The following is a 25,524-nucleotide window of genomic DNA, read 5'->3' as shown; positions in this document are numbered from 1 at the left end:
CCCCACTGCTGCCTCCCGTAGGAGTCTGGGCCGTGTCTCAGTCCCAGTGTGGCCGGTCGCCCTCTCAGGCCGGCTACCCGTCGTCGCCTTGGTGAGCCGTTACCTCACCAACAAGCTGATAGGCCGCGGGCTCATCCCTCACCGCCGGAGCTTTTAACCCCCACCCATGCGAGTGGAAGTGTTATCCGGTATTAGACCCCGTTTCCAGGGCTTGTCCCGGAGTGAAGGGCAGATTGCCCACGTGTTACTCACCCGTTCGCCACTAATCCCCACCGAAGTGGTTCATCGTTCGACTTGCATGTGTTAAGCACGCCGCCAGCGTTCGTCCTGAGCCAGGATCAAACTCTCCGTGAATGTTTTCCCGTGATCGGGAGAGCACACACGAGAGCGGAACGGTCGGGCGGAATGGGCCCGGCCGTTCACAGCGTCCTCGCTGTGTTTGTTTCAAAGGAACCTCGTCCCGGCCGAACGGCCGGAGACGGGGTATCAACATATCTGGCGTTGATTTTTGGCACGCTGTTGAGTTCTCAAGGAACGGACGCTTCCTTCGTACTCACCCTCTCGGGCTTTCCTCCGGGCGCTTCCCTTCGGTCTTGCGTTTCCGACTCTATCAGATCTTTCCGATCCGATGTCCCCGGGGTTTCGCCTTCCGGGTTTCCGCTTTCACGTTTCCCTTTCCGGCGGCTCCGACTCTATCAGATCTTTTTCCTTCGATCTGACCCCCGGTCAGCGGGGTTTGTCTTTCCGGCTGTTGGGCCGTTCCGACGAGGTGAGACTCTAGCGGATTCCCGGCTCCCGAGCTAATCGGGGTCCTGCACCCTTTCGAGCGCGGATTCCTCATTTCGCGAATACACATGCCGATGAGACGACGACAGACAGAGGACTGCTGTCGATCAGGTGCGGTACTTGCGGAATGGCTGTCCGGGGCCGACCGGAGTCGGTGCTCACGTCGGACAACTCGGAGAACAGTACAGATCGCGGCAGGACGTGTCAACTCGCTCCCTCAATCACCACCCGGCCCCCGTCTCCAGGGCGTAGCCTGGCCCGCATGACGACGCCTGCGTACAGCCAGTCCTGGTGGGCCGCCTGACAGCGGCCGTCGTACGTATGCGCTCAACGGCCGCCGCCTCGGTGGCCGTTTTCGTTTCTCTCTCCAGGGCTCCGGCCCTCAGGACTCCGGGGCGGCCGGCCGGGGCGGCGGTCCCGACCAGGAGACGGAGACAGGAAGCGATGACACGGGTTTTCAGTGGGATCAAACCGACCGGGCATCTGACGCTGGGGAACTACCTGGGGGCCATGCGGCGGTGGGCCGCGGTCGACCAGCACCGGGCGGACGCGTTGTTCTGCGTCGTCGACCTGCACGCGCTGACCGTGGACCACGATCCGGCACGGGTGCGCAGACTGAGCCGGCAGGCGGCGACACTGCTGCTGGCCACCGGGGTGGATCCGGAACTGTGCACCGTGTTCGTGCAGAGCCATGTCGACGAGCACGCCCGTCTGTCGTACCTACTGGAGTGCGTGGCGACCGACGGCGAGATGCGGCGGATGATCCAGTACAAGGAGAAGGCCGCGCTGGAACGGCGGCGGGGCGGCAGTGTGCGGCTGTCGCTGCTGACGTATCCCGTGCTGATGGCGGCGGACATCCTGGCGTACGGGACGGACGAGGTGCCGGTGGGGGACGACCAGGCGCCGCACGTGGAACTCACGAGGGATCTGGCCGTGCGGTTCAACCAGCGGTACGGGCACACCTTCACCGTGCCCCGGGCCACGCATCCGGCGGTGGCCGCACGGGTGATGAATCTGCAGGACCCCCTGTCGAAGATGGGGAAGAGCGACGATGTCGGGCCGGGGATCGTCTATCTGCTGGACGAGCCGGACGTGGTGCGCAAGAAGGTCATGCGGGCCGTGACCGACAGCGGTACCGACGTCGTGTACGACCGCGGGGCGCGGCCCGGGGTGGCGAATCTGCTGGAGATCCTCGCGGCGTGCTCGGGTGGCGACCCGGAGACGCTCGGCGGTGCGTACGAGTCGTACGGGACGTTGAAGAAGGACACCGCGGAGGCCGTGGTCGAGGTGCTGAGGCCGTTGCGGGAGAAGCACAGGGAACTGTGCGCGGATCCCGGTTATGTGGAGGGGGTGCTGCGGGACGGCGCGGAAAGGGCTCGCGGCAGGGCACGGCCGATCGTGGATGCCGCTTATCGGGCCATCGGTCTGCTCCCGGCGGCTGAGGGGTAGCGCGGGCCGCCTCGCTCGGCAGTAAGCCGTCGGTGAATGGCATCCGCACCTCTGGGAGGCGGGGTGCGGAAGGCGACACGGTCGGGTCATGGACGGTGCGGAGAACGCTGGCCCTGGTGGTCGTCGACGTGCAGCAGGGTTTCGAGGACCTCGGGTTCCGGGGACGGCGCGACCACCCCGGGAGGTCCCGGGTTCCGGTTCCGGGACCCGGGACCTCAGTCCTTGGTGCCGGAGGCCAGTTCGCGGCTGCGGTCGCGGGCGGCTTCGAGGGCGGCGATGAGGGCGGCCCGTACCCCGTGGTTCTCGAGTTCGCGGATGGCATTGATGGTGGTGCCGGCGGGGGACGTGACGTTCTCGCGGAGCCGTACGGGGTGCTCGCCGCTGTCGCGGAGCATGGTCGCGGCGCCGATCGCGGACTGGACGATCAGGTCGTGGGCCTTGTCGCGGGGCAGGCCGAGCAGGATGCCGGCATCCGTCATGGCCTCGACCAGGTAGTAGAAGTACGCCGGGCCGGAGCCGGACAGGGCGGTGCAGGCATCCTGTTGCGACTCCGGGACGCGGAGCGTCTTGCCGACGGAGCCGAAGATCTCCTCGGCGTGGGCGAGGTGTTCCGGGGTGGCGTGGCTGCCGGCGGAGATGACCGACATGGCCTCGTCGACCAGGGCGGGGGTGTTCGTCATGACGCGGACGACCGGGGTGCCGGCGGCGAGGCGGTCCTCGTAGAAGGAGGTGGGGATACCGGCGGCGCCGCTGATGACCAGGCGGTCGGCGGGGACGTGCGGGGCCAGCTCGTCGAGGAGGGTGCCCATGTCCTGCGGTTTGACCGTGAGGATCAGGGTGTCGGCGGTCTTGGCGGCTTCGGGGTTGGAGACCGGAGTGACTCCGTGGCGGGCGCGGAGTTCGTCGGCCCGCTCCTGGCGGCGGGTGGTGACCAGGAGGTCGGCGGGGGCCCAGCCGGCGCGGATCATTCCGCTGAGCAGGGCTTCACCGATCTTGCCGGTGCCGAGGACTGCGACTTTCTGAGCCATGGCGGGGGATGACCTCCGGGGTGCGCGTCGTCCTGGTGCGTCGTCCCGGTCATCCTCGCACTCGGGGGGCGCGGGTGCGGGGCGGTGTCCGGTGGGCGGACGGTGCGCGGACGTGGGTGCCCGGGGCGCGTCAGACCGTCCTGCGGCGGAGGGTTGCCGCGCCGAGGCCGAGCACCAGCAGGGCGCAGCCGGCGACGATCAGGATGTCGCGTACGAAGGCGGTGGTCATGTCCGTGTGCCGGAGGACCTCGTTCATGCCGTCGACGGCGTAGGACATGGGCAGGACGTCGGAGATGGCCTCCAGGACGGGGTGCATGTTCTCACGTGCGGTGAACAGTCCGCACAGCAGGAGCTGAGGGAAGATCACTGCCGGCATGAACTGCACCGCCTGGAATTCCGAGGCCGCGAAGGCCGAGACGAAGAGGCCGAGGGCTGTGCCGAGGAGGGCGTCGAGCAGGGCCACCAGGAGCAGCAGCCACGGGCTGCCGAGGACGTCGAGTCCCAGGACCCAGACCGCCAGCGCGGTGGCCAGGGCGGACTGGACGATCGCGATCGCGCCGAAGGCGAGGGCGTAGCCGGCGATCAGGTCGCCCTTGCCGAGTGGCATGGAGAGGAGGCGTTCGAGGGTGCCGGAGGTGCGCTCGCGCAGGGTGGCGATCGAGGTGACCAGGAACATCGTGATCAGCGGGAAGATCCCGAGGAGCGAGGCGCCGATGGTGTCGAAGGTGCGCGGGCTGCCGTCGAAGACGTAGCGGAGCAGGAGCAGCATCAGGCAGGGGACGAGCAGCATCAGCGCGATCGTGCGCGGGTCGTGGCGGAGCTGGCGCAGGACCCGGGCGGCGGTGGAGAGGGTGCGCGAGGCGTTCAGGGCGCTCGTCGCGGCAGGCGGCGCGGTGGGGGGGAGCGTCGTCGTACGGGGGGTGCTCATCGCGAGGTCTCCTTTGTGCTGCTTGCCGCGACGGCCGCGTCCACCAGGTGCAGGAAGGCCGCTTCGACGGTGTCGGATCCGGTGCCGGTGCGCAGGGCGTCGGGGGTGTCGTCGGCGAGGATCTCGCCCGCGCGCATGAGCAGGAGGCGGTCGCAGCGCTCGGCCTCGTCCATGACGTGGGAGGAGATCAGCAGGCCGGCGTCCCGTTCGGCGGCGAGGGCGTGGAAGAGCTGCCAGAGGTCCCGGCGCAGGACGGGGTCGAGACCGACCGTGGGTTCGTCGAGGACCAGGAGCTCGGGGGTGCCGAGGAGGGCGACGGCGAGGGAGACGCGGCTGCGCTGGCCGCCGGAGAGGGTGCCGGCGAGGGCGTCGGCGTGGGTGGTGAGGTCGACGTCGGCGATGACCCGGGTGACGTTGTCCCGGCGGCGGTCTGCGGCGTTGGAGGTCCGCCCGCGCGAGCGGATGCGGGCGTGGGGGAGGCCGGGGTCGAGGATCGAGGCGAAGTAGTCGAGGTTCTGCCGGACCGTCAGGTCGTCGTAGACCGAGGGGGCCTGGGTGACGTAGCCGACGCGGGTGCGCAGGGTGGGGTGGCCCGCGGGGAGGCCGAGCACGTCCAGTGTGCCGGTGACCTTGGCCTGGGTGCCGACGATGGCCCGCATCAGGGTCGACTTGCCGCAGCCGGAGGGGCCGAGGAGGCCGGTGACCTGCCCGCGGGGGACGGTGAAGTCGAGGCCGCGCAGGACGGTGCGGGGGCCTCGGACGACGGTGAGGTCCTGGGCTCGGACGGCGGGACCGTGCACGTCGGCGCCGTCGCCCGCGCCCGGGTACGGGGGACCGGGGGAGTAATTCATCACATGATGAATAATGCTCTCGGAGGCAGGACACGTCAAGCGGGCCGGTGGACATGCCGAAGGGACCCGCGGGCACGGCGGCGGCGGGCGCGTGGCGGTGCCGCGTGGTGGCGAGAAGGTGGTGGAGGCGGGCGGCGTGGAGCGCACCGGGAGCGGCGACCTGTGCGGCCCGCCCCGCCGACGCGCGGTTACGGGCGGCGGCGCTTCCGGGGGTTGCCGGAGCGGCGGGACGTCCGGTTCTCGTACTGGGTGCGGGCCGTCTCGTACTCCTCGCGGTGCAGCCTCTCGCCGGGAGCCTCGGCGAGGGAGCGGAAGAAGTAGGCGAGGAGGGAGCCGACGAAGCCGATGGTGAGCAGGCCACGGAGGGACCGCAGGCGGTCCGGGTCGGGGCGCCGCTTGAACGCCTCCCAGGTGTGCCCGAACGCGAGGGCGCTGCAGACCGTGAACATCACGACCACGAGAAGGGTGACGAAACCGCCGACCTCGGCGATCCGGAGGCCCTGGTAGGCGATGCGCAGAACGAGGCAGGCGGCGCCCGCGGCGGCGAGCGAACCGACGGAGACGCCGATGCGGCGGGCCGGGTAGCCGTTGTCGTGGTCGACCCAGGTCGTCCCGAAGAAGCGGATGGGCTCGGGGCGGGGGCCGACGGGGGTTCCCGAGGAGCCCGCGGGGTGGTCCGGGGTGCCGTTCTCTGCGCTCACGCTCCGATTATGGCTCCGGCACCCGCACGGGCTCCGGGCAGGATCAGGTGGGATCAGGCGGGATCAGCCGCAGCGCGGGGCCACGTAGCCGTCGCTGCCGGTCTTCACGTAGGCGTCCGAGACGTACTGGCCGCTGCCGATGTTGCACCAGATGTTCGACGTGCCGTAAGGGCCGGTGACGGTCGTGCCCGGACTCTGGCAGAAGATCGGCACCTGCGCGCCCACGGGCAGGGTGCGGACGATGGCATAGTTCGTGCCCGGGCCGCTGCGGACGTTGAGCCGGTAGCCCGGCGCGACCGGGTAGTACTGCACGGCCGCCGCCGCGGCCGACTCCGCCGCTTCGGTGTTCCCTGCTTCTCCGACATGGTCGACATGGTCGACTGTCATGGAAATCCTCCCCCGTTGTGCGCCCCATGCCTGCCATGGGGCCCCGTTGATACCCCGAAAGCCCACCACGCACACATGTACGTTTTCTGAACGCCCGTCCTGGCCTGCCGCCTCGGCCCCGTACGTCTCATCGACTAGGGTCTGTGCGGCGCACACGCGGACGAACAGCACGGGGGTGGTCCCATGGCGCCACAGCGGAACGTCGGAGCGGGCGCGGAAGCGGAACTTCCCGAGTACGCCGGTCACTACCGTCTCGAGTCGTGCCTCGGCTCCGGCGGAATGGGCGTGGTGCATCTGGCCCGGAGTACGTCCGGGCTGAAGCTCGCGGTGAAGGTCGTGCACGCCGAGTTCGCGCGGGACCGCGAGTTCAGGGGACGTTTCCGGCAGGAGGTCGCGGCGGCCCGGCGGGTGAGCGGCGCCTTCACCGCGCCGGTCGTCGACGCCGACCCGGAGGCCGAACGGCCCTGGACGGCCACGCTGTTCATCCCCGGTCCGACGCTCGCCCAGCATGTGAAGCGGAACGGGCCCATGCCCCCACCGCAGTTGCGCAGGCTGATGGCCGGACTCGCGGAGGGACTGCGGGACATCCACCGGGTCGGGGTCGTGCACCGCGATCTGAAACCCAGCAACGTACTGCTCGCCGAGGACGGGCCGAAGGTCATAGATTTCGGCATATCCCGGCCGAAGGACAGTGAACTGCGGACCGAGACCGGGAAACTGATCGGCACTCCGCCCTTCATGGCGCCCGAGCAGTTCCGGCGTCCCCGTGAAGTGGGGCCCCCCGCCGACATCTTCGCGCTCGGCTCGCTCCTGGTTCACGCCGCCACCGGGCGCGGGCCCTTCGACTCCGACAGCCCGTACGTCGTCGCCTGCCAGGTCGTGCACGACGATCCCGATCTGACCGGCGTGCCGGACGGGCTCGCCCCCCTGGTGCTGCGCTGCCTGGCCAAGGAACCCGAGGACCGGCCCTCCCCCGACGCGTTGATGCGGGAGTTGCGGTCCGTCGCGGCCTCGTACGACACCCAGGCCTTCATGACCGCCCAAGCCTTCATACCGGCGCAGCGGACGGACCCGGAAGCGGACCCGGCGGGCGCCGTGGCCGACCGCCGGGAGGTGCCCGACGCGGAGGACGGGGAGGACGCGGAGGACGGGAACGGAAGCAGGGCCGACCCCGACCCCGGCGCCGTGCCCGCCGCCGCACCCGGCCCCGGTCCCGGCCGCCGCGGCAGCCCGTCGGCGGCCCGGCGTTCCGCGCGGCCGCCCCTCAGCAAGCGGGCTCTGGTCGGGGGCGGGGCACTCGCCCTCGCCGTGTTCGGCACGCTCTTCTCCGTCCAGTTGCTCGGCGACGAGCCCCCGGCCCGGCAGAGAACCGCCGGCGCACGGACCACACCGGACTCGTTCCGGGCATGGGAGACGGCGCCGTCGGGCAGGCCGGGCAGCCCGCAGTGCTCGTACGGGGCCGAACGGCTGGTGTGTGCCCAGGCGGGGTCGGTGTTCGCCCTCGACCCCGACGACGGCCGCCTGCTGTGGCGGCATACCACCGCGCGGACGTCGGTGAGCGGGCCGCCGGTCGTGTCGGGCGGGCTCGTGCAGCCCGCCCTGGAGCCGGGCAGCGGCCCGGAGGCACTCGACCCGGCCTCGGGGAAGCCCCGGTGGCGGCAGGACACCGCCGAGTACAACGGCCTGACCGGCGCCGGGGACATGCTGCTGCTCACCGGCGCCGACGGCACGGTCACCGGCATGGACAGCGCCTCGGGCGACGCGCTGTGGACCGGGCGGGTGCCGGGGCACGGCGCCCCGTACTTCCGCACGTTCGCGGGGGATCCGCTGGCCTACGTGGCGAGCACGTCGGACGACGGTTCCAGCACGCGGGTCACGGCGGTCGATCCGCGGTCCGGTGCGGTGCGCTGGGACGCCCGGCTGGAGGGGATGCTGACGCCGGTCGGCATCACGGGTGAGGCGGTCGTCCTCACCTCCGACGACCCGGTCCTCGGCGAGACCCGGGCCCTGGTCCGTTACACACCGGGCAGCGGACAGACGCGCCGGGTGACGCTGCCCGTACCGCTGGCCCAGGGGCACGGCACGGTGCACGGGGACGTCGCCCACCTGACGGGGACCGGCGGCAGGCTGGTGGCCGTCGACATGGCCGCGCTGCGGCAGCGGTGGAGCCTGGAGACGGGTGTCGCCCGCGGGTCCGCGCCGGTCGCGGACGGACGGCACGTCTACTTCACGGCGCCGGACGGCCGGCTGCTCGCCGTGGACGCGCGCGAGGGACGGCTGGCCGGACAGACGGCGCCCCGGATGGGCGACCACCCCGACCGCGTGGCCGCCACTCTGCCGGAACCGGTGATCGCCGACGGCCACGTCCACGCCACCGCCCCCGACGGCACGGTCTTCGCCGTGGACGCCGGCGACCCGGTGGACTGGTAGGACCCACGGAACACGGCGGGGCCCACGGAACACCATGGTTCCGTGGGCCCTGGGGGAACCGGGTGGTTCAGCCCAGCTTCGACACGTCCCGCACCGCGCCCTTGTCGGCGCTGGTGGCCATCGCCGCGTACGCCTTCAGCGCCGCCGAGACCTTGCGCTCACGGTTCTTCGGGGCGTAGGCGCCGTCCAGGGCCTGCTCGCGGCGGGCCAGCTCGGCGTCGTCGACCAGCAGCTCGATCGAGCGGTTCGGGATGTCGATGCGGACGCGGTCCCCGTCCTCGACCAGGGCGATGGTGCCGCCCGAGGCCGCCTCCGGGGAGGCGTGGCCGATGGAGAGGCCGGACGTGCCACCGGAGAACCGGCCGTCGGTGATCAGGGCGCAGGCCTTTCCGAGACCGCGGCTCTTCAGGTAGGACGTCGGGTAGAGCATCTCCTGCATACCGGGGCCGCCCTTGGGGCCCTCGTAGCGGATGACGACGACGTCGCCCTCCTTGACCTGCTTGGTGAGGATCTTCTCGACGGCCTCGTCCTGGGACTCGCAGACGACCGCCGGGCCCTCGAAGGTCCAGATCGACTCGTCGACGCCGGCCGTCTTGACCACGCAGCCGTCCACGGCGAGGTTGCCGCGCAGCACGGCCAGCCCGCCGTCCTCGGAGTACGCGTGCTCGGCGGAGCGGATGCAGCCGCCCTCGGCGTCCTCGTCGAGGGTGTCCCAGCGCTCGGACTGGGAGAACGCCTCGGCGGAGCGCACGCAGCCGGGGGCTGCGTGCCACATCTCCACGGCCTGGGGGGACGGGGAGCCGCCGCGGATGTCCCAGGTCTTCAGCCAGTCGGCCAGGGTGGGGCTGTGGACGGAGTGCACGTCCTCCTGCAGCAGACCCGCGCGGTGCAGTTCGCCGAGCAGGGCGGGGATGCCGCCCGCGCGGTGCACGTCCTCCATGTAGTACGTACGGCTCTTGGCGACGTTCGGCGCGACCTTCGCGAGGCAGGGGACGCGGCGCGAGAGGGCGTCGATCTCGGTCAGGCCGAAGGGCACCTCCGCCTCCTGGGCGGCGGCCAGCAGGTGCAGGATCGTGTTGGTGGAACCGCCCATGGCGATGTCCAGCGCCATCGCGTTCTCGAACGCGGCGACGGTGGCGACGCTGCGGGGCAGGACCGTGTCGTCGTCCTGCTCGTAGTAGCGGCGGGTGATGTCCATGACCGTGCGGGCGGCGTTCTCGTAGAGCGCCTTGCGGGCCGTGTGGGTGGCGAGGACCGAGCCGTTGCCCGGGAGGGACAGGCCGATGGCCTCGGTGAGGCAGTTCATCGAGTTGGCGGTGAACATGCCGGAGCAGGAGCCGCAGGTCGGACAGGCGTTCTCCTCGATGCGCAGGACGTCGGCGTCGGAGATCTTGTCGTTGGCGGCGTCCACCATCGCGTCGATCAGGTCCAGCGTGCGGACCGTGCCGTCGACCAGTGTCGCCCGGCCGGCCTCCATCGGGCCGCCGGAGACGAAGACCGTCGGGATGTTCAGCCGCAGGGCGGCGTTGAGCATGCCCGGGGTGATCTTGTCGCAGTTGGAGATGCAGATCAGGGCGTCCGCGCGGTGGGCCTCGACCATGTACTCCACGCTGTCCGCGATCAGGTCGCGGGAGGGCAGGGAGTACAGCATGCCGCCGTGGCCCATCGCGATGCCGTCGTCGACGGCGATCGTGTTGAACTCGCGCGGGATGCCGCCGGCCGCGACGACCGCCTCGCTGACGATCCGGCCGACCGGCGCGAGGTGGGTGTGGCCGGGGACGAACTCCGTGAAGCTGTTGGCGACGGCGATGATCGGCTTCCGGCCGATGTCCGCACCCGGTACACCGGAGGCGCGCATCAGGGCGCGCGCGCCCGCCATGTTGCGGCCGTGGGTGACTGTGCGGGACCTCAGCTCGGGCATCGTCGCTCGCTCCTTCAGACCTTCTCGGGGTGCCGTGTCAGGGACTTCTGGCTGTCGTCGAGCGTACGCCCGTCATCCACTGGGCGGGACGGGGTGTCCGTCATGCGGGATACGTATCTCAGTGCGAGGGGGGACGCGAGGACTGCGGTACGGGGGTGGGGCACGGTGCGTCAGCGGCCGGTGAGGTGGCCCTGGACCACCGGCGCCACCCGTCCGATGATCTGCTCGGGGTCGGCCGAGGCCAGCGGTTCCACCTTCATCACGTACCGGATCATCGCGATCCCGACCAGCTGGGCGGCGGCGAGCTCGGCCCTCAGCTCCGCGTCCGGCAGGTCCAGCTGCCCCGCGATACGGCGCAGCAGCTGGCCGGCGACCAGGCGACGGAAGACACCGGCGGCGGTCTCGTTGTTCACGGCGGACCGGATGATCGCGAGCAGCGGGGCCCGGGTCACCGGGTTCTCCCACAGCCCGAGGATCATCCGGGTCATCCGCTCCCCGACCTCCTCCAACGGAGCGTCGAGGACCGCCTGGCGGCCCTCGAGCGCCGGGGCGAAGGCGACCTCGACGGCAGCCTCGAACACCTGCTCCTTGGTGCCGAAGTAGTGGTGCACGAGCGCGGAGTCGACCCCGGCCGACTTGGCGATGCCCCGTACGGATGTCTTGTCGTACCCCCGTTCGGAGAACTCCTCGCGGGCCGCGTCCAGGATGCGGTCGCGGGTGCCGGCCGACTCCGTGCGCGGGGGCCGGCCGCGGCGCCGGGGGGCGGTGCCGTTGCGGCCGGGGGACGGGGCAGGGCCTGGCGCGTCCGGGCCGCCGGGAGACACCTCCGGGCCGCCGGGCACCCCGACGCCGGTCATCGGCGCGGCGTCCGCAGCGCCGAGGCCGCCGACGCCAGGTGCAGACGGGTGAACGCCAGCGCCTCCGCCAGGTCGGCCTCGCGCTCGGCGCCGGACATGGCGCGGCGGGTGTTGACCTCGATGACGACGTGTCCGTCGAAGCCGCCGAGGGCGAGGCGCTCCAGCACCTCGGCGCAGGGCTGGTCGCCGCGGCCGGGCACGAGATGCTCGTCCTTGGCCGAGCCCCGGCCGTCGGCGAGGTGGAGGTGACCGAGGCGGTCGCCCATGCGGTCGAGCATCCCGAGGGTGTCGGTGCGGGATGTCGAGGCGTGGCTGAGATCCATCGTGAAGTGGCGGTAGTCGTCCTTGGTGACGTCCCAGCCGGGGGCGTAGGCGAGCATCTCGCGGTCGCGGTAGCGCCACGGGTACATGTTCTCGACGGCGAACCGCACGTCCGTCTCGTCCGCCATCCGCCAGATTCCGTCGACGAAGTCACGGGCGTACTGGCGCTGCCAGCGGAACGGCGGATGGACGACGACCGTGGCGGCGCCGAGCCTCTCGGCGGCGGAACGGGCCCGCTGGAGCTTGGTCCAGGGGTCGGTGGACCACACGCGCTGTGTGATGAGCAGGCAGGGGGCGTGCACGGCGAGGACGGGAATGCGGTGGTAGTCGCTGAGCCGGCGCAGCGCCTCGATGTCCTGGCTGACCGGATCGGTCCACACCATGACCTCGACACCGTCGTACCCGAGGCGTGCGGCGATCTCGAAGGCCGTCGCCGTCGACTCCGGATAGACGGAGGCCGTCGACAGAGCGACCTTCGCATCCGGGATGCGCACCGCTGGATCTGCCACGAGGGACAGCGTACGGGGTGTGTTCGACGGGTGGGACGTGGACGGCGGGCCTCGGCCGGGGTCCGTACGGCGTGGCCGCGGCCACGTGTCCGCAGGGCACGGGGCGCTTCGGCCGTCCGACGGACCCGCGGGCCCGGACGGCCGCCGTGTGATCGAGCCCACCGCCGCACGGCCCGAACCGCCGCACGGCCCGACCCACCACCCGACCCACCGGCGCACACCACCGCACGGCCCACCGGCGCACGGCCCGGCCCACCTGCCACCGGCGAAGGCTCCGGCCCGCCGGCCCCGCGCGGTGGGTGTTCACCTCGCGCCGGTACGCCGCCCCCTCGCACGGAATGGCCCCTACGCGGGCCCCATGTGGTCCAGGCGGCGCAGGATGACGCCCTCGCGCAGCGCCCAGGGGCAGACCTCCACGGACTCCACCCCGAACAGGTCCATCGCGGCCTCCGCGACCAGCGCCCCGGCGACCAGCTGGCCCGCGCGCGCCTCGGAGACACCCGGCAGCTCGGCGCGCTCGGCGGTGGTCATCGCGGACAGCCTCGACACCCACCCCTCCAGTGACTGGCGCTTCAGCTCGCGCGGGACGTACGGGCCCTCGGCGGAGCGGGCGGCTCCCGCGATGCGGGCGAGCTGCTTGAAGGTCTTGGAGGTGGCCACCACGTGGTCCGGCGGGCCGAGGCGGCTGAACTCGCCGACCGTACGGGCGATCTCCGTGCGGACGTGCCGGCGCAGCGCCCGGACGTCGTCCGGCGCCGGCGGGTCGCCGGGCAGCCGGGTGCCCGTGAGACGGCCGGCGCCCAGCGGCAGCGACACCGCGGCGTCGGGTTCCTCGTCCATACCGAAGGCGATCTCCAGTGAGCCACCGCCGATGTCGATGACCAGCAGCTTTCCCGCCGACCAGCCGAACCAGCGGCGGGCGGCGAGGAAGGTCAGCCGGGCCTCCTCCGGGCCGGTGAGGACCTGGAGCTCGACTCCGGTCTCCCTCCGCACGCGTTCCAGGACCTCACCGGCGTTGCGGGCGTCGCGCACCGCCGAGGTCGCGAACGGCAGCAGTTCCTCGACGCCCTTGTCCTCGGCGGCCCGGAGCGCGTCGTGGATGACCCGGACCACCCGGTCCAGACCACCGGGGCCGATCGCGCCGTCGGCGTCCAGCAGCTGGGCGAGGCGCAGCTCCGCCTTGTGGGAGTGCGCGGGCAGTGGACACGCACCGGGGTGCGCGTCCACCACCAGCAGATGCACCGTGTTCGAACCCACGTCGAGGACACCGAGTCTCATGTGCGGAACGCTACTGCCCGTCGCACGGCCGGAACCCCGCTCCGGGGCACTTCGTCCGGTACGGGACAGCGATCCGGGCGACTTACCCTGGACAGGTGCCAAAGACGAAAAAGGCGAAGGCCGGGAAAACGGACAAGAAGACCGAACGGGCCAAGACCGTCCCATCGGTCGGCGGCCCGTCGGGGGTGCCGCCGAACGACGAGAAGGGTCTCGACTTCGCCCGGGCGTGGGTGGAGTTCCCCGATCCGGCGGACGAGGAGCAGGTGTTCCGCTGCGATCTGACGTGGCTGACCTCTCGCTGGAACTGTGTCTTCGGCAGCGGTTGCCAGGGCATCCAGGCGGGTCGTGCGGACGACGGATGCTGCACCCTGGGGGCGCATTTCTCGGACGAGGACGACGAGAAGCGGGTCGCGGCGCATGTGGCGAGGCTGACGCCTGACATCTGGCAGCACCACGCCGAGGGCACCCGGGGCGGCTGGGTCTTCGAGGACGAGGACGGCGACCGCCAGACGCGCCCCTTCGAGGGATCGTGCATCTTCCAGAACCGGCCGGGCTTCGCCGGCGGCATGGGCTGTTCGCTGCACATCCTCGCCGTACGGGAGGGCCGCGAGCCGCTGGAGACCAAGCCGGACGTGTGCTGGCAGCTGCCCGTCCGGCGGACCTACGACTGGATCGACCGGCCCGACGACACGCGCGTACTGCAGGTGTCGATCGGCGAGTACGACCGCCGGGGCTGGGGCCCGGGCGGCCACGACCTGCACTGGTGGTGCACGTCGGCGACCTCGGCGCACGGTGCGGGCGACCCCGTGTACGTGTCCTACCGGGCGGAGCTGACCGAGCTGATGGGCAAGGCCGGTTACGACCGGCTGGCCGAGCTGTGCGAGGAGCGGCTGGCCTCGCAGCTCCCGCTGCTGGCACCGCATCCGGCGGATCCCGCCTGATCCACCCGCCGACGCGCGGGACACGGATCGCCGGTCACGGGCGTGAAGGCCACGCCGGTCACGACGCGGACGGACTCGGACCGTCGCCGCCGTCCCTGTCACCACCGGCGTCGTCCCTCTCGTCCCCGGTGGGCGGGTGCGTCGAGTGCGCCGGGTAGGCGGGGACTGCCGGGACTCCGGGCACCGGTTCCGCCGGCGCCGGGCCGGGCGACGGGGGCGGGTCGCCCGGGGCGGGCTCCGACGGGGGCGGTGCCGCGGGCGTCGGAGCCGGGGACGACGGCACAGGGCCACCCGAGTCTCCGGGGCCCGGGCTCGGGCTGCCCGGGGGACCTGGGTGCACCGTTCCCGGGCTTCCCGGACTGCCGGGACTGCCGGGGCCTTCGGAGTGACCGGGGAGCGGGGAGTCCGGGAAGGACGGGCCGGGGGCGCCGCCGTGGCCGTCGATGGTCACCACGGCGCCGGTGGGCGAGAACGCCACCCGCGCGCTCCAGCGGCCGGACGGCTCGCGCAACCGGTCGACGTGCACCCTGACCGTCAGTGACTGCCCCGCCCGGAGCGTTCCCGACGACCGGTTCAGGTAGAGCCAGGGCACCCCCGTCGACGCGGACCAGCGGACCGGCGCGGCGCCCGCGGTGAGCGTGATCAGTGTCGTGTCGCCGCCGTGACCGGCGGTGACGGCCAGCACGGAGGCACCCCTGTGGCCGACGCCGGTGACCCCGACGACCTCCACGGACACGTCCGCCCTGCCGCTCTCGCCGCTCTCGCCGCTCTCGCCGCTCTTGCCGTCCCTGCCGAAGGGGCCCCCGGGCCGCGTGCCGGCGATGCCGGTGTTCTCGTAGCCGCCCGGGCCGTCGAGGCGGACGGGCGAGTCGTCCTCCCGCGCGGAGGCCGACCGGCCGTCCCGGGCCTCGCCGACAGGGGTGCTCCGGTAGGCGGCGTACAGCGCGAGCACAGGCGCGGCGACGACGGTGGCGACGACGGTCGTGGTGACCGCACGCGCGCGCAGCCGGTCCCGGCGGGCGACGCGGTCCTTGGGGTCCATCGGGAAGCCGCGCCGGTCGAAGCGCGGCGCGCCGCGCCGCGCGCGCGGATGGTGCGCGAGGGCGGTGCGCAGGGCCGCTTCGGGGGCCGGAAGGACGGGCAGGGCGTCGGGGGTGACGCAGTTGCCGGGCCAGCGGCCGGGGATGGCGCGGCCTGCGGTGCGGCGGCAGTGCGGGCAGTCGTCGACGTGCCGGACGAGTTCGCGGCGCAGTGCGCTGCTGAGTACGAGCCGGCTGTCGCCGGTGAGATGTGCCACTCCCCGGCAGGCGCCGGTCTCGACGACGGTGAGCGCCGCGCGGGTGCGCTCGACCTCGCAGGCGGCGGAGGCGAGGAGTTCGCGGGCTGCGCCCGGTGGCATGCCGAGCACGGCGGCGACCTCGTGGGCCCCGAGGTGGTGCCGGACGGCGAGTTCGAGCGCCTCGCGCTGCTCCGGCGTGGTGCCCGCGGCCTCCGGCCAGGCGAGCAGGGACAGTTCACGGCGGCGCTGCTCCCGCACCTCCTCGGAGACGACAGGGGCGGCCGCGGTTCGCGCCGCCCGCCGCCGGCCGGTCCGGCCCACCACGGGGGTGGCCTGACGTCTCTGCCGGGCCTCGGCCAGCTTGCGCAGGCAGGCCCAGCGGGCCAGCGCGTACAGCCACGCCCTGCGGTCCCCGGGCGCCTCCGGGACGTGCCGGCCGCGGCGCTCCGCGAGCGTGAGGGCGTCGGCCAGGGCGGCGGTCGCCGCGTCGTGGTCGCACAGCACCGACAGGCAGTAGGTGAACAGGCCGTCCAGATACGGTTCGTGGCAGGTGGACGGCCGGTGTGCCAGCGCGCGCGCGGCCCCGCGGTCGCGCACCTCCCGGTGCGTCCGGTGTGCGCCGGTCGTGCGGGTCGGGATCTCCGGGCCACTGCTCGTCATTCGGCGACCGTAGGCGGCCGGGGGCGGCCCCTTCCGGAGCCCTGCGCACTTTTAATCCGTACGGGTGAAACGATCCCTCAATCGAGGACGGAAACCCTTCGTTCCACGGGCGGGGCGGGGCGATCGGACCGGTCCCGGGCGCGGCGACCGGGCCGGTCACCGCGCCGGTCACCGGACTCCGGGCGCCGGACTGTCAGTGCCGGGCGCTACGGTTTTGACCATGGCTGCCCGTTCCAAGACCACCAAGGACCGACCGTCCTACCGCTGCACCGAGTGCGGCTGGCAGACGGCGAAGTGGCTCGGCCGCTGCCCCGAGTGCCAGGCCTGGGGGACGGTCGAGGAGTACGGCGTGCCCGCGGTCCGTACGACGGCGCCGGGGCGGGTCACCACCTCCGCCGTGCCCATCGGCCAGATCGACGGCCGGCAGGCCACGGCCCGTTCCACCGGCGTCCCCGAGCTGGACCGGGTGCTCGGCGGCGGGCTGGTCCCCGGCGCGGTGGTGCTCGTCGCGGGCGAGCCGGGTGTCGGCAAGTCCACGCTCCTGCTGGACGTCGCCGCCAAGTCGGCGAGCGACGAGCACCGCACGCTCTATGTCACGGGCGAGGAGTCGGCGAGCCAGGTCCGGCTGCGCGCCGACCGGATCCACGCCATCGACGACCACCTGTATCTCGCCGCCGAGACGGATCTGTCCGCCGTCCTCGGCCATCTGGACGCGGTGAAGCCGTCCCTGCTGATCCTCGACTCGGTGCAGACGGTCGCCTCCCCGGAACTCGACGGCGCGCCGGGCGGCATGGCCCAGGTGCGGGAGGTGGCGGGCGCGCTGATCCGCGCCTCGAAGGAGCGCGGGATGTCCACGCTGCTGGTGGGCCACGTCACCAAGGACGGCGCGATCGCGGGCCCGCGCCTGCTGGAGCACCTGGTGGACGTCGTCCTGCACTTCGAGGGCGACCGGCACGCGCGTCTGCGTCTGGTCCGAGGCGTCAAGAACCGCTACGGCACCACCGACGAGGTGGGCTGCTTCGAACTGCACGACGAGGGCATCACGGGCCTGGCCGACCCCAGCGGGCTGTTCCTGACCCGCCGCGCGGAGCCGGTGCCGGGCACCTGTCTGACGGTGACGCTGGAGGGCCGCCGCCCCCTGGTCGCGGAAGTGCAGGCGCTCACCGTCGACTCGCAGATCCCCTCCCCCCGCCGCACCACGTCCGGGCTGGAGACCTCGCGCGTCTCGATGATGCTCGCCGTGCTGGAACAGCGCGGCCGTATCAGCGCCTTGGGCAAGCGGGACATCTACTCCGCGACGGTCGGCGGGGTGCGGCTCTCCGAGCCGGCGGCGGATCTGGCGATCGCGCTGGCCCTGGCGTCGGCGGCGAGCGACACCCCGTTGCCCAGGAACCTGGTCGCGATCGGCGAGGTCGGTCTCGCGGGCGAGGTCAGGCGGGTGACGGGGGTGCAGCGCAGGCTCTCCGAAGCACACCGTCTGGGCTTCACGCACGCGCTCGTGCCGGGCGATCCGGGCAAGATCCCGTCAGGCATGAAGGTTCTGGAAGTCGCGGACATAGGGGATGCTCTGCGCGTCCTTCCGCGCTCGCGTCGCCGGGACGCCCCACGGGACGAGGAGGACCGCCGGTAGACTTTGCCCTGGTCTCGCCCGTCCGTACGAACCGAGTGCGCGGGGGTCTCCCGTTCGGACCAGGCCGGACAGGGAGCGGGGCATGATCCAAGCGGGAGACCCCGGACAGGGGCGCCCCAGACACCGCGACCGGAGGAGTGCAGTGGCAGCCAACGACCGGGCAGCAACTCCCGGAAAGTCCGGCGGGAGTACCGGCTCCGATCGCCTGATGCGCGCCTCCCTGAGCGCCGTGGCACCCGGTACCGCCCTGCGTGACGGCCTGGAGCGGGTCCTCAGGGGCAACACCGGCGGCCTCATCGTGCTCGGTTCCGACAAGATCGTCGAGACACTGTGCAGCGGCGGTTTCGTCCTGGACGTCGAGTTCACCGCGACCCGGCTGCGCGAGCTGTGCAAGCTCGACGGCGGCATAGTCCTGTCGTCCGACCTGTCGAAGATCCTGCGGGCGGGCGTCCAGCTGGTGCCGGACCCGACGATCCCGACCGAGGAGACGGGCACGCGGCACCGTACCGCCGACCGGGTCTCCAGGCAGGTCGGCTTTCCGGTCGTCTCGGTCTCCCAGTCGATGCGCCTGATCGCGCTCTACGTCGACGGCCACCGCCGCGTCCTGGAGGACTCGGCGGCGATCCTGTCCCGCGCCAACCAGGCACTCGCGACGCTGGAGCGCTACAAGCTCCGACTCGACGAGGTCGCCGGCACGCTGTCGGCACTGGAGATCGAGGACCTGGTGACCGTGCGGGACGTCTCGGCGGTCGCACAGCGGCTGGAGATGGTGCGCCGCATCGCCACCGAAATCGCCGAGTACGTGGTGGAACTGGGCACCGACGGCCGCCTCCTCTCCCTTCAGCTGGACGAGTTGATCGCGGGGGTGGAGCCGGAGCGCGAGCTGGTCGTGCGGGACTACGTGCCCGAGCCCACCGCCAAGCGCGCCCGCACGGTCGACCAGGCCCTGCACGACCTGAACGGCCTCCCCCAGGCGGAACTGCTGGACCTGCCCACGGTCGCCCGGGCCCTGGGCTACACCGGCTCCCCCGAGACCCTGGACTCGGCCGTGTCCCCGCGCGGTTTCCGGCTCCTCGCCAAGGTGCCGAGGCTGCCCGGCGCGATCATCGACCGCCTGGTGGAGCACTTCGGCGGTCTGCAGAAGCTGCTGGCCGCCAGCGTGGACGACCTCCAGGCGGTGGACGGCGTCGGCGAGGCCCGCGCCCGCAGCGTCCGGGAGGGCCTGTCGCGGCTCGCGGAGAGCTCGATCCTGGAACGGTACGTCTAGGGCCTGGGGGGGGCGGAAGCGGCGGCGGCGCCCGGAGGGCGACCGCGCGGGGCCACGGGGTTCCCCCTGCTCGAGCAAAGCCGAGAGCTCGGAGGAGCGTGCTCGGGGCGTGCCGCCCGGAGGCCCTCGTACCGGGCGGGCGTACCCGGGCTTCCGGGCGGTGCGGCGGGAGCGCGTACCGGGCGCCGCGCGGCAGGCACCCCTTCGCCACAGCCCCCTGGGGCCTGTGGCACGGCCTCCGGCCTGCCGGCGGACCGTGCCGGACCGGCCCCGCGACTTCGGCTCGGACGGGTGTCAGGCGCTCTTCAGCACGAAGGAGGTCTGCACCTTCGTGAATCCCGGTGTCTTCGCCTCCACCAGGTACGTCCCCGCCTCGGCCGCCCCGGCCGGCGGCGTCGCGCACTGCGGGGCGCTCGGCTTGCGGTCCCACTTCACGGTGTACGTGATGCTGTCGTCCGCGGGCACCCGGAACACCAGGCGCCCCGCGCCCTTGGGGCAGTCGTCCGACGCCCAGTACGTGTCGTCGGCGGTCGCCTGAGTAATCGTCAGCACCGTGCTCTTCGGACCGAGGTCGACCTTGCAGTCGCTGCCGGAGATGTTCCGCGCGGTCAGTCGGAAAGTGGGCGTCCCGTCGGGCTCGTAGGAGTTGCGGACGCTGCTCAAGCTGAACTTGACGGCGGTCGCCGTGCAGGTGGGGAGCCCGGAGCCGGCCGGCAGCGCGTCGCTCGCACCGACCCCCGCCGTACCGCCCCCGGAACCGCCGCCGCCCCCGGCCTCGCCGTCACCGTCCGCACCCTCCCCGTCCGAACCACCGGAGTCCGGACCACCGGAGTCACCGGGGTCGCCGTTCGCCCCGTCGTCCCCGGTGCCCGTGCCGGACGAGGAGCCGCCCGAGTCCTCGTCACCGGACTCGTCACGGCCGCCCGGCGCCTGGCTGATCGCCGGCCCCGAACTCGACGGTCCCGGGGTGATGGTGGAGGGCGTGGGATTCTTGCCGTTGGCCCCGTTGTCGTGCCCGCCGCCGTCCCCGCCGCCGGAGACGACGACCCAGGTGACCAGCAACGCCAACACGCCCAGCAGGGACAGCAGTACGGCCCTCCTACGCCAGTAGATGGAGGAGGGAAGCGGCCCGACCGGATTGCGCAGAGATCCCACGGCGCAAACTGTACGAGAAATCCGGGCCTTCGCTGGTCCCACCCGCCGCCGAGAGCCCAACTTTTCCGGATCATCATCCCGGAAACCGCCGCTCGTTCCCGCTCTTCGTCAGGCACGACACGCGAGGGTCGCGGAGTGTGATCACGGGGGCGCCCATCTCACGGTCCGTGACCGAGGGATTCGGGGGCACCCCGGCCGCCGCGGGCTCCGCGCTTCGGCATCCCCGCGTTCGCGATCGCGTCCCTTGCAGCTCTGGCCACGGATCGGACCGCCAGGCGGCACGACGGGGTGGCGGTGTCGCCGTTCGCGGCGGTGGTCATGGCAGGATCGAGAGGCCATGACTGCTCTCACGAAGCCCCAGCCCGACGACACCGCCGACCCCTCGTCCGAGCGCGCCCCCGGAGCGGCGCTCCACTCCCCCGTCATCGACTGGTTCGACGAGCACGCCCGGGATCTGCCGTGGCGGCGCCCGGAGGCCGGCGCGTGGGGGGTGATGGTCAGCGAATTCATGCTCCAGCAGACCCCGGTGAACCGGGTCCTGCCCGTCTACGAGCAGTGGCTGGCCCGCTGGCCGCGCCCCGCCGACCTCGCCGCCGAGGCGCCCGGTGAGGCCGTCCGCGCCTGGGGCCGGCTCGGCTACCCGCGTCGTGCGCTGCGGCTGCACGGCGCCGCGGCCGCCATAACGGAACGGCACGGTGGCGACGTACCCGCCGACCACGCGCAGCTCCTGGCGCTGCCCGGCATCGGCGAGTACACGGCCGCCGCCGTGGCGTCGTTCGCGTACGGGCAGCGGCACGCCGTGCTGGACACCAACGTGCGCCGGGTGTTCGCCCGTGCGGTGACCGGTGTCCAGTACCCGCCGAACGCCACCACGGCTGCCGAGCGCCGGCTCGCCCGGGCGCTGCTGCCCGAGGGCGAGTCGACCGCCGCGCGGTGGGCCGCCGCCTCCATGGAGCTGGGGGCCCTGGTGTGCACGGCGAAGAACGAGTCGTGCCATCGCTGCCCCATCGCCGCGCAGTGCGCCTGGCGGCTCGCGGACAAGCCGGCGCACGACGGCCCGCCGCGCCGGGGGCAGACGTACGCCGGCACGGACCGTCAGGTCCGCGGGCGGCTGCTGGCCGTGCTCCGGGAGGCGCACGGCCCCGTACCGCAGGCGGCCCTGGACCGGGTGTGGCAGGAGCCGGTGCAGCGCGCCCGCGCACTGGACGGCCTGGTCGCCGACGGTCTGGTCGAACCGCTGCCCGGCGGGCTCTACCGGCTGCCGCTGACCTGACCGCCACCGCCCCGGCTCCGGCTCCGGCTCCGGCTCCGGCTCCGGCCCGACTGTCCCGCGTTCCCGCCCGGACGGCACACATCTCCCCGTGAGCCGTCCCCCCACCCACCCACCGCTTTACCTCGTTCCTACTTCCGTTACACAACCGACGGACAGCCGAGGGCAGGCCGCAGGCTGCTCCGCACAGTGCCGTGACAACGCCTCCGTACCTTCGTTCCCGTGCCCCGCACGCGACGCAGGACGCAGCGCACAGCGCACCGGGGCGCGACCACCACGGATCACGGCAGTGGACCGGGCCGCACGGGCGGGCCGGTACGGGGAGCGGAAGGCGGTTCACCATGGCGCAGGGCGAGGTGCTCGGGTTCGAGGAGTACGTCCGCACCCGGCAGGACGCGCTGCTGCGCAGCGCACGCCGTCTGGTGCCGGACCCCGTCGACGCGCAGGACCTGCTGCAGACCGCGCTGGCCCGGACGTACGGGCGTTGGGACGGGATCGCCGACAAGCGGCTGGCCGACGCCTACCTGCGCCGCGTCATGATCAACACCCGGACCGAGTGGTGGCGCGCCCGCAAGCTGGAGGAGGTGCCCACCGAGCAGCTCCCGGACGCCTGCGTGGACGACGCCACCGAGCAGCACGCCGACCGCGCCCTCCTGATGGACGTACTGAAGGTGCTCGCCCCGAAGCAGCGCAGCGTGGTGGTGCTGCGACACTGGGAGCAGATGTCCACGGAGGAGACGGCCGCCGCACTCGGCATGTCGGCCGGAACGGTCAAGAGCACGCTGCACCGGGCGCTCGCCCGGCTCCGCGAGGAGCTGGAAGCCCGCGAGCTGGACGCACGCGCGCTGGAGCGTGAGGAGCGGGAGCGTTGCGCGGCCTGACCGGCGCGGGACCCACGCGGTTCCGGAGAACCGCCCAGGCGGCGACCACGGCGACGTCCGTGCTCGTCGCCCTCGCCCTCTTCGTCACCGCCTGCGGTACGGGCGGCACCGGCGCCCGTGACGAGGGCCCCGCGCACGCGGACTCGGTGGTCAGCCCGCTGCCCACCTCCTCGTTCTCCTCCCTGCCCGCGCCCTCCCGGGCGGAGGCCGCGACCGGGGCCGGGGGCCGGGTGGACGCGGTGCGGCTGATCAAGGAGGACCCGGCCGTCTCGGCGGCGGTCAAGCGGGAGCTGGAGCCCTGTGTGGGTGACGAGTACCCCGTCGACGTGAGCTACGGCAACCTCACCGGGGGCACCTCGAACGACGTCGTCGTCAACGTGCTGACCTGCGGAGACGCGGTGGGCGTCGGTTCGTACGTGTACCGCGACCGAGACGGCGCGTACGTGAACGTGTTCCAGACCGAGGAGCCCCCCGTGTACGCGGAGATCGACCGCGGGGACCTGGTGGTGACGATGCAGGTGTACGACCGGGGCGACCCGGTGTCGAGCCCGTCCGGCGAGAACGTGATCACCTACCGCTGGACCGCGGGCCGGTTCACCGAGGAGTTCCGCACCCACAACGACTACGGCACGGTGTCCGGCACGGAGCCGACACCGATGCCGGACAGCTGAGATCCGGGCCCGGCGCCGGCACGTGGGTCCCGCACCAGAGGTGAGGGCGCGCGGCGTGAACCGGCGGGCCGCGTGATCCGATGAAGGGGATGAACCCTCCGCGCGGTCCCCGCGTCCGTCCGGTGGGCGGGGCGGAATCCTTCCACCGGTCCGACACCGCTCAGAGACCGCGCAGAGACCGATCACTGATCACCGAGCACGGGACCTGAGCACCGAGCACGAGAACTGAGCACGAGAACTGAGAGCTGAGATCACCGGGATGGCAGACCAGACCCACGTCCTGTTCGTCGAGGACGACGACGTCATCCGTGAGGCCACCCAACTCGCCCTGGAGCGGGACGGCTTCGCGGTCACCGCGATGCCCGACGGGCTGTCGGGCCTGGAGGCGTTCCGCGCCGACCGGCCGGACATCGCGCTGCTCGACGTCATGGTGCCCGGCCTCGACGGCGTCAGCCTGTGCCGGAGCATCCGCGACGAGTCGATGGTGCCGGTGATCATGTTGTCGGCGCGGGCGGACGCCATCGACGTGGTCCTGGGACTGGAGGCGGGCGCCGACGACTACGTGACCAAACCGTTCGACGGTGCCGTCCTGGTCGCCCGTGTCCGGGCGGTGCTGCGCCGGTTCGACCGGGTGAACGGCAGCCGGGAGGAAGCGGAGGCCGGGGTCCTTGCCCGCGCACTGGCCTTCGGCGAACTGGAGATCGACACCGTGGGCATGGAGGTGCGTCGGGCCGGGAGCCCGGTGGCGCTGACCCCGACCGAGATGCGGCTGCTGCTGGAGTTCTCCTCGGCGCCGGGCACCGTCCTCTCCCGCGACCGGCTGCTCGAACGTGTGTGGGAGTACGGGTGGGGCGGCGACACCCGCGTCGTCGACGTCCATGTGCAGCGGCTGCGCGGGAAGATCGGCCAGGACCGCATCGAGACGGTCCGCGGCTTCGGCTACAAACTGAAGGCCTGAGCACGGACATGCGGCGACACGTCGGACGGCTGGTGCGTGCGGGGCTCGAGCGGGCGGGCGTCCTCACCGGGCTGAGATGGAAACTCAGTGCCGCCATCGCCCTGGTCGGCGTGCTGGTGGCGGTCGCGCTGAGCCTGGTCGTGCACAACGCGGCCCGGGTGTCGATGCTGGACAACGCGCGCGATCTCGCCGACGAGCGCATCATGATCGCCCAGCGCAACTACGAGCTGTCCGGGCGGCTGAACTTCCCCAACACCAAGGTCGACGACCCCGAACTGCCGGCGGAGCTGCGGGCGAAGGTGGAGGAGGGCCGGCGGGCCACCTACGTGGCCGACCGGCCGGGCGGGGCGCCGGACATCTGGGCGGCCGTACCGCTGAAGAACGGCCACGTGATGTCCCTGCACTCAGGCTTCACGGACCGCAGCTCGGACATCCTCAAGGACCTCGACCAGGCCCTGGTGATCGGCTCCATCGCGGTCGTCCTGGGCGGCAGCGCGCTCGGGGTGCTGATCGGCGGGCGCCTGTCCCGCCGGCTGCGCAAGGCGGCGAGCGCCGCCAACCGGGTCGCCAAGGGGGAGACGGAGGTCCGGGTGCGCGAGGCCATCGGCGGGGTCGTCCGGGACGAGACCGACGACCTGGCCAGCGCGGTGGACGCGATGGCGGACGCGCTGCGTCAGCGGCTGGAGGCCGAACGCCGGGTCACCGCCGACATCGCGCACGAACTGCGCACCCCGGTCACCGGTCTGCTGACCGCCGCCGAGCTGCTGCCGCCCGGCCGGCCCACCGAACTGGTGCTGGACCGGGCGAAGGCCATGCGCACCCTGGTCGAGGACGTCCTGGAGGTGGCCCGGCTGGACGGCGCGTCCGAGCGGGCCGAGCTGCAGGACATCCTGCTGGGCGAGTTCGTCGCCCGGCGGGTCGCGGCGAAGGACCCGGACGTCACGGTGCGCGTGGTGCACGAGTCGGAGGTCACCACCGACCCGCGGCGCCTGGAGCGGGTGCTGTTCAACCTGCTGGCCAACGCCTCCCGGCACGGCAGGCCGCCCGTCGAGGTCTCCGTCGAGGGGCGGGTCGTCCGGGTCCGCGACCACGGGCCCGGCTTCCCCGCGGACCTGCTCGCCGAGGGACCGAGCCGGTTCCGCACCGGCAGTACGGACCGGGCCGGACGCGGTCACGGTCTGGGCCTGACCATCGCGGCCGGGCAGGCCCGGGTGCTGGGGGCACGGCTGACCTTCCGCACCGTGCGGCCGGCCGGCGCCTCCGAGGACGCGCCGGCCGAGGGGGCGGTCGCCGTGCTGTGGCTGCCGGAACACGCGCCGACGAACACCGGGAGTTATCCGGCACTTCCCTAGGGTGTCCGGCCGGG

Annotated in this window: 21 protein-coding genes and 1 rRNA gene; 10 read left to right on the top strand and 12 right to left on the bottom strand. The window is 72.6% G+C overall.

The window, feature by feature from the left end:
• A 16S ribosomal RNA gene (locus tag TU30_RS26170) occupies positions 1–354 on the bottom strand; the annotation flags it as partial.
• An 876-nt stretch (positions 355–1,230) separates the two neighbouring features.
• On the opposite strand from TU30_RS26170, the gene trpS reads away from it, so the two are divergent.
• The gene (gene trpS, locus TU30_RS26165; protein ID WP_042174338.1) at positions 1,231–2,235 is read left to right on the top strand and encodes a tryptophan--tRNA ligase; all 1,005 of its coding nucleotides are present in this window, start codon (positions 1,231–1,233) and stop codon (positions 2,233–2,235) included.
• A 215-nt stretch (positions 2,236–2,450) separates the two neighbouring features.
• Here trpS and proC read toward each other — a convergent pair whose 3' ends face one another.
• The 5 genes from proC to TU30_RS26140 form a co-directional block, all read right to left on the bottom strand.
• Complete coding sequence (gene proC / locus TU30_RS26160) at positions 2,451–3,263, bottom strand: pyrroline-5-carboxylate reductase (RefSeq protein ID WP_042174336.1); 813 nt, start codon at positions 3,261–3,263, stop codon at positions 2,451–2,453.
• A gap of 130 nt (positions 3,264–3,393) precedes the next feature.
• Entirely contained in the window at positions 3,394–4,191 is a 798-nt protein-coding gene (locus tag TU30_RS26155) for an ABC transporter permease (protein WP_042174334.1), read from the bottom strand.
• A complete protein-coding gene (locus TU30_RS26150; protein ID WP_042174332.1) occupies positions 4,188–5,045 on the bottom strand; it encodes an ABC transporter ATP-binding protein in 858 nt (285 codons plus the stop codon). The genes TU30_RS26155 and TU30_RS26150 overlap by 4 nt, the downstream gene beginning before the upstream one ends.
• 185 nt (positions 5,046–5,230) lie before the next feature.
• Complete coding sequence (locus TU30_RS26145; RefSeq protein ID WP_042174330.1) at positions 5,231–5,743, bottom strand: hypothetical protein; 513 nt, start codon at positions 5,741–5,743, stop codon at positions 5,231–5,233.
• A gap of 63 nt (positions 5,744–5,806) precedes the next feature.
• Positions 5,807–6,130, bottom strand: a complete 324-nt coding sequence (locus TU30_RS26140; RefSeq protein WP_042174328.1) for an SH3 domain-containing protein — start codon at positions 6,128–6,130, stop codon at positions 5,807–5,809.
• Between the two features lie 183 nt (positions 6,131–6,313).
• Here TU30_RS26140 and TU30_RS26135 point away from each other — a divergent pair, with 183 nt between their 5' ends.
• Positions 6,314–8,560 carry a serine/threonine-protein kinase gene (locus TU30_RS26135; protein ID WP_042174326.1) on the top strand — a complete coding sequence of 749 codons (2,247 nt, stop codon included), beginning with the start codon at positions 6,314–6,316 and terminating at the stop codon, positions 8,558–8,560.
• A 67-nt stretch (positions 8,561–8,627) separates the two neighbouring features.
• Here TU30_RS26135 and ilvD read toward each other — a convergent pair whose 3' ends face one another.
• The 4 genes from ilvD to TU30_RS26115 form a co-directional block, all read right to left on the bottom strand.
• Complete coding sequence (gene ilvD / locus TU30_RS26130; protein ID WP_042174324.1) at positions 8,628–10,481, bottom strand: dihydroxy-acid dehydratase; 1,854 nt, start codon at positions 10,479–10,481, stop codon at positions 8,628–8,630.
• A 170-nt stretch (positions 10,482–10,651) separates the two neighbouring features.
• On the bottom strand, positions 10,652–11,338 hold the full coding sequence (locus tag TU30_RS26125) for a TetR/AcrR family transcriptional regulator (protein ID WP_078878520.1): 687 nt from the start codon (positions 11,336–11,338) through the stop codon (positions 10,652–10,654).
• Entirely contained in the window at positions 11,335–12,168 is an 834-nt protein-coding gene (locus TU30_RS26120; RefSeq protein ID WP_042174321.1) for a sugar phosphate isomerase/epimerase, read from the bottom strand. Before TU30_RS26120 ends, TU30_RS26125 begins: the two co-directional genes overlap by 4 nt.
• A 345-nt stretch (positions 12,169–12,513) precedes the next feature.
• Positions 12,514–13,446: a Ppx/GppA phosphatase family protein gene (locus tag TU30_RS26115; protein ID WP_042174319.1), complete on the bottom strand. Its 933-nt coding sequence runs from the start codon at positions 13,444–13,446 to the stop codon at positions 12,514–12,516.
• 95 nt (positions 13,447–13,541) lie between these two features.
• On the opposite strand from TU30_RS26115, the gene TU30_RS26110 reads away from it, so the two are divergent.
• Entirely contained in the window at positions 13,542–14,387 is an 846-nt protein-coding gene (locus tag TU30_RS26110; protein WP_042174317.1) for a hypothetical protein, read from the top strand.
• A gap of 58 nt (positions 14,388–14,445) precedes the next feature.
• On the opposite strand, the gene TU30_RS26105 is transcribed toward TU30_RS26110, so the two are convergent.
• The gene (locus TU30_RS26105; protein WP_078878519.1) at positions 14,446–16,326 is read right to left on the bottom strand and encodes a hypothetical protein; all 1,881 of its coding nucleotides are present in this window, start codon (positions 16,324–16,326) and stop codon (positions 14,446–14,448) included.
• 220 nt (positions 16,327–16,546) lie between these two features.
• Here TU30_RS26105 and radA point away from each other — a divergent pair, with 220 nt between their 5' ends.
• On the top strand, positions 16,547–17,956 hold the full coding sequence (gene radA / locus TU30_RS26100) for a DNA repair protein RadA (RefSeq protein ID WP_042174316.1): 1,410 nt from the start codon (positions 16,547–16,549) through the stop codon (positions 17,954–17,956).
• 142 nt (positions 17,957–18,098) lie between these two features.
• Complete coding sequence (gene disA, locus TU30_RS26095) at positions 18,099–19,223, top strand: DNA integrity scanning diadenylate cyclase DisA (protein ID WP_042174314.1); 1,125 nt, start codon at positions 18,099–18,101, stop codon at positions 19,221–19,223.
• A gap of 294 nt (positions 19,224–19,517) precedes the next feature.
• Here disA and TU30_RS35645 read toward each other — a convergent pair whose 3' ends face one another.
• On the bottom strand, positions 19,518–20,378 hold the full coding sequence (locus tag TU30_RS35645) for a hypothetical protein (RefSeq protein ID WP_107068578.1): 861 nt from the start codon (positions 20,376–20,378) through the stop codon (positions 19,518–19,520).
• A gap of 337 nt (positions 20,379–20,715) precedes the next feature.
• Here TU30_RS35645 and TU30_RS26085 point away from each other — a divergent pair, with 337 nt between their 5' ends.
• The 5 genes from TU30_RS26085 to cseC all read left to right on the top strand — a co-directional run bounded on the left by TU30_RS26085 (position 20,716) and on the right by cseC (position 25,510).
• Positions 20,716–21,651 carry an A/G-specific adenine glycosylase gene (locus TU30_RS26085; protein WP_042174312.1) on the top strand — a complete coding sequence of 312 codons (936 nt, stop codon included), beginning with the start codon at positions 20,716–20,718 and terminating at the stop codon, positions 21,649–21,651.
• 338 nt (positions 21,652–21,989) lie between these two features.
• Positions 21,990–22,529, top strand: a complete 540-nt coding sequence (locus tag TU30_RS26080) for a SigE family RNA polymerase sigma factor (protein ID WP_042174309.1) — start codon at positions 21,990–21,992, stop codon at positions 22,527–22,529.
• Positions 22,517–23,200 carry a hypothetical protein gene (locus TU30_RS26075; RefSeq protein WP_042174307.1) on the top strand — a complete coding sequence of 228 codons (684 nt, stop codon included), beginning with the start codon at positions 22,517–22,519 and terminating at the stop codon, positions 23,198–23,200. The genes TU30_RS26080 and TU30_RS26075 overlap by 13 nt, the downstream gene beginning before the upstream one ends.
• 259 nt (positions 23,201–23,459) lie before the next feature.
• Positions 23,460–24,158, top strand: a complete 699-nt coding sequence (gene cseB / locus TU30_RS26070; RefSeq protein WP_042174305.1) for a two-component system response regulator CseB — start codon at positions 23,460–23,462, stop codon at positions 24,156–24,158.
• A complete protein-coding gene (gene cseC, locus TU30_RS26065) occupies positions 24,047–25,510 on the top strand; it encodes a two-component system sensor histidine kinase CseC (RefSeq protein ID WP_370626712.1) in 1,464 nt (487 codons plus the stop codon). Before cseB ends, cseC begins: the two co-directional genes overlap by 112 nt.
• Positions 25,511–25,524 lie beyond the last annotated feature (14 nt).

Source organism: Streptomyces sp. NBRC 110035 (genome assembly GCF_000829695.1).
Lineage (GTDB): Bacteria > Actinomycetota > Actinomycetes > Streptomycetales > Streptomycetaceae > Streptomyces.
The sequence above is the reverse complement of the archived record's forward strand: the minus strand, read 5'-3'. Positions and strand labels throughout refer to the sequence as shown.

What these genes read in the sequence shown, in the direction of transcription:
- TU30_RS26105 (WP_078878519.1), bottom strand. Translation starts at nt 16,326, where the DNA reads ATGACGAGCAGTGGCCCGGAGATCCCGACCCGCACGACCGGCGCACAC.
- proC (WP_042174336.1), bottom strand. Translation starts at nt 3,263, where the DNA reads ATGGCTCAGAAAGTCGCAGTCCTCGGCACCGGCAAGATCGGTGAAGCC.
- radA (WP_042174316.1), top strand. Translation starts at nt 16,547, where the DNA reads ATGGCTGCCCGTTCCAAGACCACCAAGGACCGACCGTCCTACCGCTGC.
- TU30_RS26080 (WP_042174309.1), top strand. Translation starts at nt 21,990, where the DNA reads ATGGCGCAGGGCGAGGTGCTCGGGTTCGAGGAGTACGTCCGCACCCGG.
- TU30_RS26140 (WP_042174328.1), bottom strand. Translation starts at nt 6,130, where the DNA reads ATGACAGTCGACCATGTCGACCATGTCGGAGAAGCAGGGAACACCGAA.
- TU30_RS26125 (WP_078878520.1), bottom strand. Translation starts at nt 11,338, where the DNA reads ATGACCGGCGTCGGGGTGCCCGGCGGCCCGGAGGTGTCTCCCGGCGGC.
- ilvD (WP_042174324.1), bottom strand. Translation starts at nt 10,481, where the DNA reads ATGCCCGAGCTGAGGTCCCGCACAGTCACCCACGGCCGCAACATGGCG.
- TU30_RS26085 (WP_042174312.1), top strand. Translation starts at nt 20,716, where the DNA reads ATGACTGCTCTCACGAAGCCCCAGCCCGACGACACCGCCGACCCCTCG.
- TU30_RS26155 (WP_042174334.1), bottom strand. Translation starts at nt 4,191, where the DNA reads ATGAGCACCCCCCGTACGACGACGCTCCCCCCCACCGCGCCGCCTGCC.
- trpS (WP_042174338.1), top strand. Translation starts at nt 1,231, where the DNA reads ATGACACGGGTTTTCAGTGGGATCAAACCGACCGGGCATCTGACGCTG.
- TU30_RS26115 (WP_042174319.1), bottom strand. Translation starts at nt 13,446, where the DNA reads ATGAGACTCGGTGTCCTCGACGTGGGTTCGAACACGGTGCATCTGCTG.
- cseB (WP_042174305.1), top strand. Translation starts at nt 23,460, where the DNA reads ATGGCAGACCAGACCCACGTCCTGTTCGTCGAGGACGACGACGTCATC.
- TU30_RS26135 (WP_042174326.1), top strand. Translation starts at nt 6,314, where the DNA reads ATGGCGCCACAGCGGAACGTCGGAGCGGGCGCGGAAGCGGAACTTCCC.